The organism is Propionimicrobium sp. PCR01-08-3 (assembly GCF_030286045.1).
Lineage (GTDB): Bacteria > Actinomycetota > Actinomycetes > Propionibacteriales > Propionibacteriaceae > Brooklawnia.
Map to the genome: position 1 here is coordinate 622,032 of NZ_CP127390.1, position 14,852 is coordinate 636,883.

General features: G+C 62.0%; 14 protein-coding genes. 10 read left to right on the forward strand and 4 right to left on the reverse strand.

Features of this window, described 5'->3' with window-relative positions; all coding sequences use genetic code 11:
- Positions 1-40 precede the first annotated feature (40 nt).
- Positions 41-742, reverse strand: coding sequence for a FadR/GntR family transcriptional regulator (locus QQ658_RS02995; RefSeq protein WP_286026201.1), 702 nt, complete (start codon positions 740-742; stop codon positions 41-43).
- Between the two features lie 301 nt (positions 743-1,043).
- On the opposite strand from QQ658_RS02995, the gene QQ658_RS03000 reads away from it, so the two are divergent.
- The 10 genes from QQ658_RS03000 to QQ658_RS03045 all read left to right on the forward strand — a co-directional run bounded on the left by QQ658_RS03000 (position 1,044) and on the right by QQ658_RS03045 (position 10,908).
- Positions 1,044-2,735, forward strand: a complete 1,692-nt coding sequence (locus QQ658_RS03000) for an L-lactate permease (RefSeq protein WP_286026202.1) — start codon at positions 1,044-1,046, stop codon at positions 2,733-2,735.
- Positions 2,736-2,747: 12 nt separating this feature from the next.
- Complete coding sequence (locus QQ658_RS03005; RefSeq protein ID WP_286027020.1) at positions 2,748-3,551, forward strand: (Fe-S)-binding protein; 804 nt, start codon at positions 2,748-2,750, stop codon at positions 3,549-3,551.
- Positions 3,552-3,554: 3 nt separating this feature from the next.
- Positions 3,555-5,123, forward strand: a complete 1,569-nt coding sequence (locus tag QQ658_RS03010) for a LutB/LldF family L-lactate oxidation iron-sulfur protein (RefSeq protein WP_286026203.1) — start codon at positions 3,555-3,557, stop codon at positions 5,121-5,123.
- A complete protein-coding gene (locus QQ658_RS03015; RefSeq protein WP_286026204.1) occupies positions 5,123-5,803 on the forward strand; it encodes a LutC/YkgG family protein in 681 nt (226 codons plus the stop codon). Before QQ658_RS03010 ends, QQ658_RS03015 begins: the two co-directional genes overlap by 1 nt.
- A 100-nt stretch (positions 5,804-5,903) precedes the next feature.
- Positions 5,904-6,686, forward strand: coding sequence for a ribonuclease PH (gene rph / locus QQ658_RS03020; protein WP_502928943.1), 783 nt, complete (start codon positions 5,904-5,906; stop codon positions 6,684-6,686).
- Positions 6,683-7,336, forward strand: a complete 654-nt coding sequence (gene rdgB, locus QQ658_RS03025) for an RdgB/HAM1 family non-canonical purine NTP pyrophosphatase (protein WP_286026206.1) — start codon at positions 6,683-6,685, stop codon at positions 7,334-7,336. The genes rph and rdgB overlap by 4 nt, the downstream gene beginning before the upstream one ends.
- Before the next feature lie 7 nt (positions 7,337-7,343).
- Positions 7,344-8,159, forward strand: a complete 816-nt coding sequence (locus QQ658_RS03030; RefSeq protein WP_286026207.1) for a thymidylate synthase — start codon at positions 7,344-7,346, stop codon at positions 8,157-8,159.
- A gap of 148 nt (positions 8,160-8,307) precedes the next feature.
- Positions 8,308-8,964 carry a dihydrofolate reductase gene (locus QQ658_RS03035; protein ID WP_286026208.1) on the forward strand — a complete coding sequence of 219 codons (657 nt, stop codon included), beginning with the start codon at positions 8,308-8,310 and terminating at the stop codon, positions 8,962-8,964.
- Positions 8,961-9,386 (forward strand): MaoC family dehydratase, encoded by a 426-nt coding sequence (locus tag QQ658_RS03040; protein ID WP_286026209.1) that lies wholly within the window; start codon positions 8,961-8,963, stop codon positions 9,384-9,386. The genes QQ658_RS03035 and QQ658_RS03040 overlap by 4 nt, the downstream gene beginning before the upstream one ends.
- A 160-nt stretch (positions 9,387-9,546) precedes the next feature.
- Entirely contained in the window at positions 9,547-10,908 is a 1,362-nt protein-coding gene (locus tag QQ658_RS03045) for a DNA polymerase IV (RefSeq protein ID WP_286026210.1), read from the forward strand.
- Positions 10,909-10,949: 41 nt separating this feature from the next.
- On the opposite strand, the gene QQ658_RS03050 is transcribed toward QQ658_RS03045, so the two are convergent.
- From QQ658_RS03050 to QQ658_RS03060, 3 genes are all read right to left on the reverse strand, one after another.
- Positions 10,950-12,449 (reverse strand): FGGY-family carbohydrate kinase, encoded by a 1,500-nt coding sequence (locus QQ658_RS03050; protein WP_286026211.1) that lies wholly within the window; start codon positions 12,447-12,449, stop codon positions 10,950-10,952.
- Positions 12,450-12,574: 125 nt separating this feature from the next.
- Positions 12,575-13,741, reverse strand: a complete 1,167-nt coding sequence (locus tag QQ658_RS03055; protein ID WP_286026212.1) for an ROK family transcriptional regulator — start codon at positions 13,739-13,741, stop codon at positions 12,575-12,577.
- Between the two features lie 147 nt (positions 13,742-13,888).
- Positions 13,889-14,851, reverse strand: coding sequence for an ABC transporter permease (locus tag QQ658_RS03060; protein ID WP_286026213.1), 963 nt, complete (start codon positions 14,849-14,851; stop codon positions 13,889-13,891).
- Position 14,852: the final 1 nt, after the last annotated feature.

A 14,852-nucleotide genomic window follows, 5' to 3' on the forward strand; every position in this document is an offset into this window, starting at 1 on the left:
CTGGACTCCTTTGTCGTAATATGGTAGGACCATACCTCATTCAGTCGCCACTGCCACCCATCGGCAGGATCGCATAGGCGGTTCTGATGTGCTCTTCGATCAACTTAGCGGCACCTTCACGGTCGTTTTCGGCAATGGCGCAGAACACCCTTCTGTGCTGTTTGTTCAAGTCACGCCGGAAACTCTGGTAATCGGGAAGATTCTGGCTGGCCTTACGGATTGGTAGAGCCAAGGCTTGCCTTACCGCGGTGGTGAGAGTGGTGATGAGTTGATTATCCGCCAGTTGAGATATCGCGATGTGGTACTGGGTGTCGAGTTCATTGAACTCCTCCAGCTCCATGAACTCCGCCTCCATCTTGGTCAGCAGCTGATCCAGGCCGGTGAGCTTCTCGGGGGTGGCGTTGTCGGCGGCGAGCTTGGCGGAGTAGCGCTCCAGCATGATTCTGGCCTCGACCACGTCGTCGATGGGGAATTGCGACAGAGCAACGTGCAATTGAAGTAGATGGCCAAGTGCCGGGCCATTCTGCGCGGTGATGCGGGTGCCGGAGTTGGGGCCCGCGCCCACATGAGAAGTGATGAGGCCTTGAGCCGACATCGCCCGCAGCGCCTCCCGGACCGCTGCCCGGCTGACCCCGAATTCGGTCGCCATCTCCCGCTCGGCAGGAAGCAACGAGCCGACGGACAGCTCTCCGGTGAGGATCTGCCGCTCCAGTTGCTGACGGACTACTTCGTACGCTTTCACTTGGCCATCATCGGCCGCTCAGCTTTGCGGAGGCAAGCGGATATTGCACGAAGAAATCGTTGATCACATAGCCGCCCGGGTCGCCTGCGCTGGTCATTGGGGATCTGACGCCCGCGTGGCTCAGTCTGAGCTTAGGCGAGCCTAGCCCTACTTGGGGTGCGACGGCCTCGTGCTCACTTGACGCTCCAAGGCTCAGCAATTTAACGTGACGGTTTGGTAAGACCAATCCTTCTACGCCAGGGGGATTTGGCCGTGCCGAGTCTTCTAATCGTTATCGAGTGGCGGAAACGACGGAGTTTCGATGGTCTTCCTTGAAGTATTTACGCCTGACACCAACCCTTTGGGGCACCAGTGGCTATCCGCCTTGGTCGCCTTCCTTCCAGTGCTGGCAATGCTGATCACACTGGGTGCCCTGCGCTGGAAGGCCTACTGGGCAGCCATCTTCTCCTGGGCTGTCGCTTTGCTGGTGGCAATTCTGGCGTTCAAGATGTCACCCGCGCTGGCCTTGGCCAGTAGTGCCCAAGGGTTCCTCTACGGCATCTTCCCGATCGTGTGGATCCTGGTAGCGGCAATATGGATGTATCAAATCACCGTTATCTCAGGGCGATTCGACGATCTGCGCAAGACGTTCTTCCTTATCAGCGACGATCCGCGAGTGCTGGGTATCCTCATCGCCTTTTGCTTCGGCGGCCTGCTGGAAGCGCTCGCCGGATTCGGTGCGCCGGTCGCGATCGCTGCGGCAATGTTGATCGGAATCGGGTTCGGCAAGTTGCGTGCTGCTCTCACCGCCCTGGTGGCCAACACTGTGCCGGTCGCGTTCGGTGCCGTTGGGCTCCCTGTGTTGCAAGCCGCGAAGACCGCCGGACTGGATCCGCTTGATGTCGCTCCGGTGAGCGCTCGGATCTGCGCGATGCTCTGCATCGTCGTCCCATTCTTGATGTTGCAGATCATGGACGGGTCGAAGGGTGTCAAACAGGTCTGGCCGTTTGGCCTGTTCTGCGGCATCGTCTTCGGTGCCACCAAGTGGATTGTGGCGTCCACACCGCTGTACAACCTGACAGAGATCTTCGCCGCGATCATCACGGTCGTTCTGGCGATGCTGTTCCTCAAGTTCTGGAAGCCCGTCGGTGGTGAAGCCGCTGCGCAGCGCATCGGCATTCCGGTTGATGCGTCGATCGAGACCGATCCCGTTAAGGCCGAGAAGGTCGACACCTCCACGCTGACCGCGCCCCGGATCGTGATGGCCCTGGTGCCTTATGTGCTGGTCATCGTCATCTTCGCTATCGCTGCGCTTCCACCGGTCAAGGCCTTCCTCGGCAGTGCCGACGTCAAGATGAACTGGCCGCTGCTTTCCGGCAACCTCTTGACGGCTTCGGGCGATCCGGCCGGTCATCAGGTTTACACCTGGCCTTGGTTGTCTCAGCCCGGTTTCCTGCTGGCCATCGTCGCGATCCTGGTCGGATTGATCTACAAGCTGTCGATCGGGGCAATCCTGAAAGAACTGTGGGTCAACATCAAGAAGATGAAGTTCTCGGCCCTCACCATCGGCATGGTCGTCGCGCTCGCCTACGTGATGGGAGACTCCGGCCAGACGCTGGCTCTGGGTCTGTTCATCGCTGGCGCCGGCGCGATCTATCCATTCCTTGCTCCAATGCTCGGTTACATCGGAACCTACGTCACGGGCTCGGACACCTCGGCCAATATTCTCTTCTCCAATCTGCAATCGACGGTCGCTCAGCAGATCGGCCAGGGGAGCGCGCTGGGCGTGGAGGGGATGCGGCATCTGCTGGTCGGCACCGGTGCCGCTGGCGGCGTGGTGGGCAAGATGATCTCCCCGCAGTCGCTGACCGTAGCGGCCACCGCGATCGGCCTGATCGGCAGCGAGTCGGTTATCTTGCGCAAGGTGCTCAAGTACTCGGTGCTGCTGCTGGTGCTGATGTGCATTCTCGCCGGTCTAATGTCCACGCCTGTGCTGTCCTGGATCCTGCCCTGAGATTGACAACTACTGGAGGTAAAAGTCATGACAACTACTACGGCTCATGCCACCGCGGTGGCTTCTCAACCAGGACTGGGTAAAACCGTCGGGCTGTTCATCACCTGCATCAACGACGTCATGTTCCCCCAGACGGGGCAGGCCGTCGTCACGATCCTGGAGAAACTCGGCTGCACGGTCGAGTTTCCCCGGGCGCAGACCTGTTGCGGTCAGATGACCACGAACAGCGGGTACTTCGACGAGTCGATCCCGAGCGTCAAGCAGTATGTCAAGGCGTTCGCCGGTTATGATTATGTGGTGGCTCCGTCGGGATCATGCACCGGTGCTGTTCGCGAGCAGCATCCCATGCTCGCTCGCCATACCGGTGACCCCGGGTTGATCAGGGACGTCGATCGGGTCAGCACCCAGATCTACGATCTGCCGGAGTTTTTGATCGATGTGCTGGGGGTGGACGACCTCGGAGCATATTTCCCGCACCGGGTCACTTATCATCCCTCCTGCCACGGTCGTCGCATGCTGAAGCTCGGCGACAAGCCCTACCGGCTGCTGAGCAAGGTGCGTGGCATGACGATGGTGCCGCTGCCCGCCGAAGAGCAGTGCTGCGGGTTCGGTGGCACCTTCTGCATCAAGAACTCGGATATGAGCGCGGCGATGGCCAACGACAAGGCGCGGCACATTCGCGAGACGGACGCCGAGTACGTGGTGGCCGGTGACAACTCCTGTCTGATGAACATCGGCGGGGTGTTGTCTCGGCAGAACTCCGGGGTCAAGGCCATTCACTTGGCCGAGATCTTGGCGAGCACCGAGGAGGACTGAGCGATGAGCACAACTGTGGGAGCAGAAACCTCAACCACCAGCACCGAGCTTCGTCGGATCACCGAGGGCAATCACGGAGTCGCGCGGTTGACCCCGGCGCCGGACAAGCCCGGCACCTTCTTGGGAATGCCGAAGTTTCAGAAGGCGGTCAAGACAGAGCTCGAGTTGAGCGTCCAGCGCAAGAACATGCGCAATGCCACCACGACGATCCGCAACAAACGAGCGCTGCGGGTCTCAGAATCGCCCGACTGGGAGGATCTGCGCGAGGCTGCCACGGCCATCAAGAACCGGGTGTCCAGGCACTTGGATTACTACCTTCAAGAGGCGGAGAAGAACCTCACCGCCAACGGCGTCCAGGTGCATTGGGCCCGGGACGCCCAGGAGGCCAACCAGATCGTCGCCGAAATCGCCCAAGCCAAGGGCGTCGATGAGGTGGTGAAGATCAAGTCGATCACCACCCAGGAGACCGACCTCAACGAGTACCTGGAAGAGCAGGGCATCGCAGCATGGGAGACCGATCTGGCGGAACTGATCGTCCAGCTCGGCCATGATCGTCCCTCCCACATCGTGGTGCCGGCCATTCACCGTAACCGGGCAGAGATCCGCGAGATCTTCCTGCGCGAGATGAAGAACTATGGCCGGCCCGCGCCTACCGATGTCTCGTCCAACCCACCGGAGTTGGCCGACGCGGCCAGGCTTCACCTGCGCGAGAAGTTCTTGCGGGCAAAGGTGGCCGTTTCGGGCGGCAACTTCATCTGCGCCGACACCGGCTCGCTGGTGATCGTCGAGTCCGAGGGCAATGGCCGGATGTGCCTCACCTTGCCCGAGACTCTGATCTCGATGGTCGGCATCGAGAAGATCCTGCCGAGCTTCGACGACCTTGAGGTCTTCCTCAAGCTGTTGCCGAGGTCGGCGACCGGTGAGCGAATGAATCCGTACAACTCGGTGTGGAGTGGGGTCACCGATGGCGACGGCCCGCAAGAGCAGCACGTCATCTTCATGGACAACGGCCGCACCGATGTGCTCGCCGACAAGGTCGGACGCGAGGTGCTGCGCTGCATCCGCTGCGCATCGTGCATCAACACCTGCCCGGTGTATGAGCGGGCCGGCGGGCATGCCTACGGTTCGGTCTATCCGGGGCCGATCGGCATCACCCTCACCCCGCAGTTGCGCGGCGTGGACGATCCGGTCGACCGCGGCATGCCGTATGCCTGCTCGCTGTGCGGCGCGTGCAACGAGGTGTGTCCGGTGAAGATTCCGTTCACCGACATCATCCTGCACCTGCGCAACAGGGTGGCCGAGGCCGAGAAGGCCGACCGATTCGGTGCCGATGCCGAAGGAACCGTTGAACGGAACCTGATGAAGACCGCGGGTTGGCTCTTCGGAGACGCTCGCCGCTTCGAGACGGTGCAGGCGGCCACTCGGGGTGCCGGCGGGTTGTTGCGGGGTAAGCCGCTCGGGCCGATTCCGGTGCCGGTGGCCGAACGCTGGCTGAGATACCGCGACGTTCCAGCGCCGCCGACTGACACCTTCCGTAGCTGGTGGAAGAAGAACCGGAAGGAGGCCAAGTGATGAAGAGCAGCGTGCGAGATGATGCCGCGCGTACCGAGATCCTCGCCAGGATCCGCCGGGCGACCGCAGACATCACCGACAAGAATCCCGAGACCGATGTGCCCATCGATTGGGAGTACGGCACGGGCATTGCGATGGACGATGTGGTCGGCACCTTCGTCCAAAAGGTCATCGACTATTCGGCCACCGTGGTGCGGGTAAAGGAATCCCAGGTTGCCAAGGCTGTCGTTGAGGGGCTGAAGGCAATCGGCGCCGAGCACAGTGCCGTGGTGCCTGCCGGGCTGGACAAGACCTGGGTCAAGGCGATCACCGATGCCGGTATCGACGCCAGGGTTGATGATCCGCAGCTCAGTCACCAGGAGCTCAACCGAACCGAGGCCGTGGTGACTGCGGCCGCCAGCGGGGTTGCCGACACCGGAACCATCGTGCTGACCCATGTCGAGGACCAGGGGCGCCGGGCGATCTCATTGGTGCCCGACGGCCATGTGTGTGTTGTTCGGGCAAACCAGGTGGTATCGGATGTGCCCGAGGCGATGCAGGTCGTGAAGCCTGCCGTGCATGCCGGGCACCCGTTGACCTGGATCTCAGGCGGATCGGCGACCAGCGACATCGAGCTGTCGCGTGTCGATGGAGTGCACGGGCCGCGCCGGTTGTACGTGATCGTGGTGGACGACGCTTGATCGTGGTTGAGGCAGCAGAGCGATAGTCCCGCGTCCCGGGCTGCATTACGGGACGCCGGACATCACAAGGACGGCAGACGGTGCCGGGAATCAGCGGTTCCTGGCACCGTCTGCTTCTTGTCGTAGCGAGCAGGTAGGTTTGACGATCGTGAGCGATCGAATTGATGGACGTGGATTGGCCGATATGCGGCCGGTGACATTTCAGCGGGGCTGGCTCGACCATGCCGAGGGATCGGTGCTGGTGAGTTTCGGACGCACCAGGGTGCTGGTGGCCGCTTCGGTGACCGAGGGAGTGCCGCGCTGGCGTAAGGGTTCGGGTCTCGGCTGGGTGACCAGCGAGTATGAGATGCTGCCCAGGGCGACCAACACCCGTAGTGATCGCGAATCGCGCAAGGGACGCGTCGGTGGCCGTACCCATGAGATCAGCCGGCTGATCGGCCGATCGCTGCGCGGCATCATCGATTACAAGGCGCTCGGTGAGAACACCATCGTCATCGACTGCGATGTGCTGCAGGCCGATGGCGGCACCCGCACCGCGTCCATCACCGGAGCCTATGTGGCGCTGAGCGATGCGGTGTCGTGGTTGCGCGACCGCAAACTGCTGGCAGGGGAGCCGTTGACCGGTTCGGTCTCGGCGATCAGCGTCGGCGTGGTGCGGGGAGTGCCCATGTTGGATCTTTGTTACGAGGAAGACTCCCACGCAGATGTCGACATGAATATCGTCTGCTCGGGAACCGGCGAATTCATCGAAGTACAGGGAACGGCCGAGGGCGCGCCCTTTGACCGCGATCTGCTCAATCAGTTGCTCGATCTCGGTCAGGCCGGCTGCGCTGATCTCACCAGGATGCAGGCGGAGGCTCTCGCTCAGCCGGTGACTCGATGAACGTGCTGGGCAACGGCTTGGCGGGCGCACAAGTGCTGCTGGCTACCAATAACGCCAAGAAGCTGAAGGAATTGCGCCGGATCACCGCCGAGCAGGGGCTCGGCATCGAGATTCTCAGCCTGGCCGACGTGGATCCCTATCCCGAACCGCCCGAAACCGAGTGGACGTTCGAGGGCAACGCGTTGATCAAGGCGCATGCCGGTGCCGAGCGCAGCGGTCTGGTCACTCTCGCGGACGATTCGGGACTGTGCGTCGATGCGCTGAACCAGATGCCGGGCGTCCGTTCGGCCAGGTGGAACGGGCCCGCCCATGACGATCAGGCGAACCTTGATTTGGTGCTGCGCCAGGTTGACGATGTACCGGACGCGCTTCGCGGCGCGCGGTTTGTTGCCGCGGTGGCGCTGGTCACCCCTGACGGTCAAGAGTTCACGACTCGCGGCGAGATGCCCGGTCGGCTGGCCCATGCTCCTCGTGGCAAGAACGGGTTCGGTTACGATCCGATCTTCATCGCGGACGATCAGGAGGTTTCCGCAGATGCGGAGCCGCTGACGACCGCTGAGATGTCGTCCGAGCAGAAGGACGCGATCAGTCACCGTGGGCGCGCACTGCGCGCGATGATGCCGAAGCTTCGGGAAGTCTTGAAGGGATGAGCCAGTTATGAAGCAGTATCTCGATCTGCTGCAGCACGTGCTGGACCACGGCGTGCACAAGGACGACCGCACCGGCACGGGTACTCGCAGCGTTTTCGGCTACCAGATGCGTTTCGATCTGGCTGCCGGATTCCCGCTGCTGACTACCAAGAAGGTCTTCACCCGGGGTGTCTTCGGGGAATTGCTGTGGTTCCTCAAGGGGTCGACCAATATCGAGTGGCTGTCAGAACATAACATCCACATCTGGGACGAATGGGCTTCGCCGCAGGGAGATTTGGGCCCGATTTACGGTTATCAGTGGCGCAGCTGGCCGACCCCCGACGGCGGGCACGTCGACCAGATAAGCCAGGTGATCGAGGACATCAAGAAGAATCCGAATTCCAGGCGGCATATTGTCTCTGCCTGGAATGTCGCGGATATCCCTCAGATGGCACTGCCTCCGTGCCACGCGCTTTTCCAGTTCTATGTCGCCCCGCCGCAAGCTGAGGGGGAGCGCGGTAAGTTGAGCTGCCAGCTGTATCAGCGTTCGGCCGACTTGTTCTTGGGTGTGCCGTTCAATATCGCTTCCTACGCCGCGTTGACCCACATGATTGCCCAGGCCTGCGACCTGGATGTCGGAGATTTCGTGCACACTCTGGGGGATGCGCACATCTACGACAACCATATTGACCAGGTGCATGAGCAGCTCGCCCGTAAACCCCGTGATCTGCCGAAATTGTGGCTGAATCCGGAGGTAAACGACATTTTCGATTTCACTTTGGATGACATCAAAGTGACCGATTATCACCCGCGTCCAGCGATCAAAGCACCGATCGCGGTGTGAACCGCACATGCTGGATGGAGCAATACGGAGGTCATTCGTGCGGCCGAAATATCAAGACGACGCCGAATTGCCGGCCGCGTCTCGAGAGGCCAGCCATGGGAACAGCTGACGGACGGCCCAAGTTTGGCGAAATGGAGGAGCGGGGCGCATGAAGTTGATTGCGATCGCGGTCGTGGCCCGCAACAGTGTGATCGGTGACGGCGACGACCAACCGTTCAAGTTCCGGGAGGATTGGGCGCGGTTCAAGAAGGTCACCATGGGGCATCCGCTGATCATGGGCCGTAAGACGCACGATGCGATGGGTCTGCTGCCCGGCCGCTGCAGCATCGTCATCACACACGATCCGGACGCACTGAGCTTTCCCACAGGTCACGACGGGCGTCCTCGGGGGATTGCGGTATCGACCTGGGACGAGGCGGTCGCCGCTGCCGGTGGCGCTTCTCGACGCGATGCGGCCATTCCTGCTCTGAACAGTTCCGATATCGATAGCTCTGCCTCCGGGGGCGCGGCTCCGGGCGGGCTCCGCACTCCACGAGCGGCGGATTCCCCTGGTGCCGTTCCCCGTGAGGTGGGTCCGGATGATGCCGCCGGACCCGCGTCCAGTGACGAGGCCTACGTGATCGGAGGCGGCCAGATCTACCGGATGGCCTGGCCCCATCTCGATGAACTGGATATCACCGAAGTTCATGCCGACGCCCAGGGTTCCGTATTGTTCCCGGAAATTCATGTGCCCGAATGGCAGGAGATTTCGCGGGAGCCACGCGGCGAATTCGATTTCGTGAAATATGAAAGGACGCGCGGGTGAAGATCAATCTCGACGCCGGTGATGTCGCCACATTCACCAAAACATTGAGCGAATCAGACGTCTATCTTTTTGCCGGTATCACCGGCGATCTTTCGCCCAATCACATCAACGAGGAATATGGGAAGACCACCAGCTATGGAGGCCGCATCGCGCACGGCATGCTGGTGCTCAGCTTGTCGTCCGCCTGTTCGACGATGATTCAGGCCAGGTCCGGCCAGGCCTGCGTCAGTTACGGCTATGACAAGGTGCGTTTTACCGCAGGCGTCCTGCTCGGTGACACGTTGACCGTCACCTACCGTATCGATGAGGTGGACGACGAAGCAGCCAAGACCTACGCGAGCATTCAGATTCACAATCAGCGTGGCGAATTGTGTGCGGTCGCAACGCACATCCTGAAGTTCTTTGATGCGCCGCTTGGATGATTTTTCGTCACAGAGCGAGCCGAGCATCGTGGCCTAACCTGGATTCAGATATTTGTGCACATGCTCGATACGGCTAGCTGTTGTCATTGCTGATGAGCATGTCAAGCCGAGTATTGCGGAAACATAGCAGGGGGAGAGCGGTGCTGGGAGAACCAAGGTCATGAGGGTATCTCCGTCGATCCTGCATCTTGATCTGGACGCATTCTTTGCGTCCGTCGAGCAGCGCGACAAACCTTCACTGCGCGGCAAACCGGTGGTCGTCGGGGGCATCGGCGGACGCGGGGTGGTGGCGACCGCGAGCTATGAGGCGAGGGTTTTCGGCGTCCACTCGGCGATGTCGACGGGTGAGGCGAGACGGCGCGCCCCGAACGCGGCGTACCTCGGCGGACGATTCGATGCCTATCGGCAGTCGAGCCGGATCGTCATGGCGCTGCTGCGCGAGTTGAGTCCCGTCGTGGAGCCATTGAGTCTGGACGAGGCCTACGTCGACCTCGAGGCCGGCGGCATCGACACCTCGAATGCGGTGCGGCTTGAGGAGCTGGTGAGCGAGATCCGCTCGGAGTTGACCAGGCGAACCGAGGGGCTGCACGCCTCGGTCGGTGTGGGATCCAGCAAGTTCATGGCCAAACTGGCGTCCGAGGCAGCCAAACCCGATGGACAACTGGTGGTGCCGTCCGGCGGGGAACTGGAGATCATCACGCCGCTGTCGGTGCGCGCGGTGCCTGGCGTCGGACCCGCGACGATGGACCGGCTGGCCAAGCTTGGTATTGCCACGGTCGCCGATCTGCAGAAGACATCGGCCAAGGAGCTGGCGCGCGAGTTGGGGCGCTCGGCGGGGACGGCGCTGCACGAGTTGGCGTTCGCCAGGGATGACCGGCCCGTGCAGGCGGTGCGCGAAGCGAAGTCAATCTCGGTCGAGGATACCTTCGCCGAGGACCTGGTCGATCGCGATCAGATCGTGGCGGTGATCGATCGGGATTCGGCAACGGTGGCCGCTCGTGTGCGTAAGGCGGGATTGTTTGCGCGGACTGTGACGATCAAGGTGCGGCTCGGGGACTTCACCACGTGGACGCGGTCGCGCACGCTTGAGGGTGCGACCGATTCGGCGGAGCGGATCAGGTCGGTGGCCCGCGGTCTGCTCGCCGGGTTGGCCATCGAGAGCGGGGTTCGGCTGCTGGGCGTCGGCGTTGCGAACTTCACGACCGCGGCTCAAGAAGAACTGTTCTGGGCGGACGAAGAGCTGACACCCGTGACCGAAGAAGTCAGTTCGGCTCCGGCGATGAAGCGCCGGCATGGCCTGGCCGGTAGCTGGATTCCCGGGATGGATGTAGAACATGAAGAACTTGGACGCGGCTGGGTTTGGGGGTCGGGTCACGGAGTGGTCACGATACGCTTCGAGACCCGCGAAACCGGAATCGGCCCGGTGCGTTCTCTCGCGGCAGACGACCCGAAGTTGCGTCCTGCCGAACTGCTCCCGATGGCGTTCCAGGTGGACGAAGCACCGTCCGTGCAGGCGGACTGATACCAAACCTGTTTACATACGACGGTGCCGGATTCCCGACCTCATTCGGGACGCGAGCCGGCGGCCTCCTGTCGCCGGGCCAATGCATGCGCGACCGTTGCGGTGGCCGGGTAGAGCTGCCGATAGAGGTCATTGAGCTCCTCGTAGTTCGCCGCATTCTCGGGCCTGGGGTGGAGGACTCTGGCCGGTGGATTCCACTCGGAGGCAGCGATGGGCTGTATCAGGTTTGCGGCGAGCCAGGCTGAGCCGTAGCTTGCCCCGATGGTCTCTTGCGGAATGACCTGCGGACGACCGCTGATATCGCTGACGATCTGGGTCCATACGTCGCCTTTGGTGCCCCCTCCCACGGCCACGATCCGATCGATGCGTCCGCCTGCCGACTCGATGGCCTCGATGTTGTGGCGCACCGCGAGCCCGGTTGCCTCCAGAGCCGCACGATACAGATCGCCTCGTGTGTGGTCGATGGTCAGCCCGGCAAGGACTCCGCGTGCGGCCGGATCCATCAGCGGAGTTCGTTCACCGGCGAAATAGGGCAGCATCAGCAGACCGTGAGCACCGGGGCCCGCGGCGTCCGCCTCTGTCACCAGTTCCGAGAAACCCGGGGAACCGAACAGGTCGCGCAACCAGTTGGTGATCGCACCCGAGGTCGCCATGCCACCCGCCACATTGCGGGTGCCGGGCAGGGCCCCGATGGTGCCCCAGAGCGCAGGTGTGCGCACCGGTTCACTCACCGTGTTGATGAAGAACATCGTCGTGCCGTACATCAACATCAGGTCACCAACGTTGTGGGCATCCACCGACAGAGCCTCGGCCCATGCGTCGATCGTGCCGCAGGTCACCGGGATCCCCGCCGGTAGACCGCTCGCTTCGGCAGCGGCAGGAGTCACCGTACCGGCAATCTCGCCGGCCCACGCCAGCCTCGGCAGGTCGATACCGGTGGCAATCTGATCTGCCCAGGGGCGGTACCAGGTTTGAGCTTCGATGTCGTACATCGGGGTGCATTGGGAGGCCGATTGGTGATCCAGCAGATAGGCACCGGTGAGTTTCCACACCAGCCAACTGGCCGGCATGAACAGTCTCTTGGCGCGGGTGTACACAGCCTGCTCGTGACGGGCAATCCAGGCGATCTTCGGGCCGGCGGCCTGGGTGGTCAGAATCGAACCGCATCTCGCGATGATGGCATTATCGCCGCCCAGCTTCGTCGTCCATTCGGCGATCTCGTCAACCGCGCGGGTATCGACCCCATACAAGATGGCCGGTCGAACCGGCGCCGAGTGCTCGTCGGCGAGAGCGACGCACGGGCCCATTCCGGACACTCCGACGGCGACCACTTGGGCTTCGGGCTGGGCCGAGGTCAACTCGCGGCCGAGCGAACAGAACTCCTGCCACCAGATGTCGGGAGCCATCTCCACATGGCCCGGATGCGGACGCTGAACGTCGTGCTGACGTGTTGCTGTGGCGAGGACGGAACCGTTCAAACCGCTCAGCACGCCCTTGGTGCTGGATGTGCCGACATCGATTCCGATTACTGCTGCAAACATGGTGAACTCCGATCAGAAATGAATGGTTCGTGCCAAGGCTTGGACGCTGTTGTCCGCGCCCAGTGGCGTGAGACTGTGCGATGTATCTGATTGCCGGAGCAAACAGGTACATCAGGCATTGATGGTCAGGATTTGGTGCGGCGTACCTGAGGGGCCTGCGGCTGGGCGGGGCCGAGCTCATCGCGGAATTCGGCCACCAGATAGAGTGCCGCACCCGTCGCGACGGGTTGAGTGGCGTAGCTGCATGGCATCAAGAAGTTTTCCGAGTGACTGGCCAGGAAACTCAGCTGATCCACCTTCTGCCGTAGAGGCGCCAAATGATCGCCGATGTGGGCGCCGACGTCGCCGCCGAGGATGATGGTGCAGCCGAAGAGCACTCGAATATTGTGGATGGCCTGCGCCAGATCCGAGGTGTAGTCGTCCCACTCCTGCATCGTCGTTTGGTCACCGGTGCCCAAACGAGCGAAGAAGGTTTCCAGCGATCCCCCTGCCTTGCTGGCAAGCACTTTGGCGTTGCAGTACGCGTCCATACAGCCCTTTTGCCCGCAGTAACAGCGTTTTCCGCCGGGATGAATGCGCAGATGCCCGATCTCGCCCGCGAATTCACCGTCGCCCCGGAAGATACGGCCATTGATGAGCACAGATCCGCCGACGCTCTTCGAGAGGCTGATGTAGAAGGCGTTGTCAACCCCGTGATCCGGCCAGAACTCGGCGAGCCCGGCAGCGTCCGAATCGTGCACCAGCAAGGTATGGACGCCCAGGTGCCGGCCGAAGTCCTCGGCGGTGAGGCCCTGGTTGTCGATGACGCGGCCGTAGGTCACTTGCGCGGTGGCCTCGCTGATCAATCCGGGGACGGCCACTCCGACCCCGAGGAGTTTGCCGCGGTCAACGGCCGAATCTGCCAGTAGGGCCTCGACCTCGGCGCCGATGAAAGCGTAGTAATCGTCGGTCATCTCGAACTCGCGGCGGGTCTCGCGTTGTGCCAGTACTTCGCGTTCCAGGTTCACCAGCAGACAGATGACGCGGTCCTGGGTGACGTCGACGCCCACGGCCAGCCTGCCGTCGGCGACACAGGCATAGCCGATCGGGTTCCTGCCGCCGTTGGCGCCCGATGACAGCTTCGCCCGCTGCTCCAGCAGTCCCTCGTCCATGAAATGAGTGAGGTACTTCGACACCGTCGGGAGACTGAGACCCAGGGCCACGGCGATGTCATTCTTGGTAGCCATGCCTCGCTCGCGGATGAAGTCGTAGGTTGCCCGGCGGGTTCGCTTTCTGATGCTGGACGACTTCATCTCTGGTTTCACCTCCTGGGCGACTTCGTGGCCGCGAGTCTTGCATTGCCCACTGCCAGGCGATGTCACGTGCGAATCGAACTCATCCTAATGGCTGGGCACAGATCTCTTCGGGACTGACTATCAGGCGTACGCGCTCTCACCTCCTCATCTGCGGGCGTTATAGAGATTGCGGACGGCGTCGATCAGCACGGCCACGAAGATCATCAGGCCGCCGGCGAACGTGATGAGTGTCGATTCGATACCGAGAATCGCCAAGCCGACCTGAATCACGGTGAGTAGCAGAGTGCCGGCCAGCACCCCGAGCATGCTGCCTTTGCCGCCGGTGAGGCTCACGCCACCGATGACGGCGGCGGCGATGACCTGCATCTCGTAGGTCGTTCCGAATGATGACGTCACGGCGCCCATATATCCCGACAGCAGCCAGCCGGCGATACCCGACAGCAGCCCGGACACGACATAGGCCAAGATCTTCGTCCGGTCGACGTTGATGCCGGCGATATATGCACCGCGGAAGTTGCCGCCTACCGCGAACAAGGCCCGGCCGAAACGAGTGCGCGTCCAGATGATGTGGAAAATTACGAAGGCGATGATCAGCACGACGGGCAATGCCGGGAACGGGCCGATCTTTCCCTGGCTGATGAACTTATAGGAATCGGGAAGCTGCGAGATGGTGGTGCCGCCGGTGATGGCCAACAGCCCGCCCTGCAGCACCATGTTCATGGCCAAGGTCGTGATCAGCGCGTTGGCCCTCAATTTGGTGACGATGATTCCGTTCACCAAGCCGATGGCCGATCCGACGAGCAGGATGATCAGGATGGATACGATGACCGGCACGCCGGCCTTCATGGCGAGCACACCGAGCAGGGCCGAGAAACCGGCGGTTCCGACGGTGGCCAGGTTGATGTCGCCCAGCACGATGATCATGGAGATTGCGATGGCCAGCAGTCCCATGACCGTCGCCTGAACGAGGACGTTCGAGAGAATGCCGAACGAATAGAACGACGACCGGAACAAGCCCATGATCACGATGGACGCGACGAGCAGAATCCATACCGCCTGATTCATGCAAAAGTCGGCGACTTTTCGAGCAGTAGATGTCTCTGACATG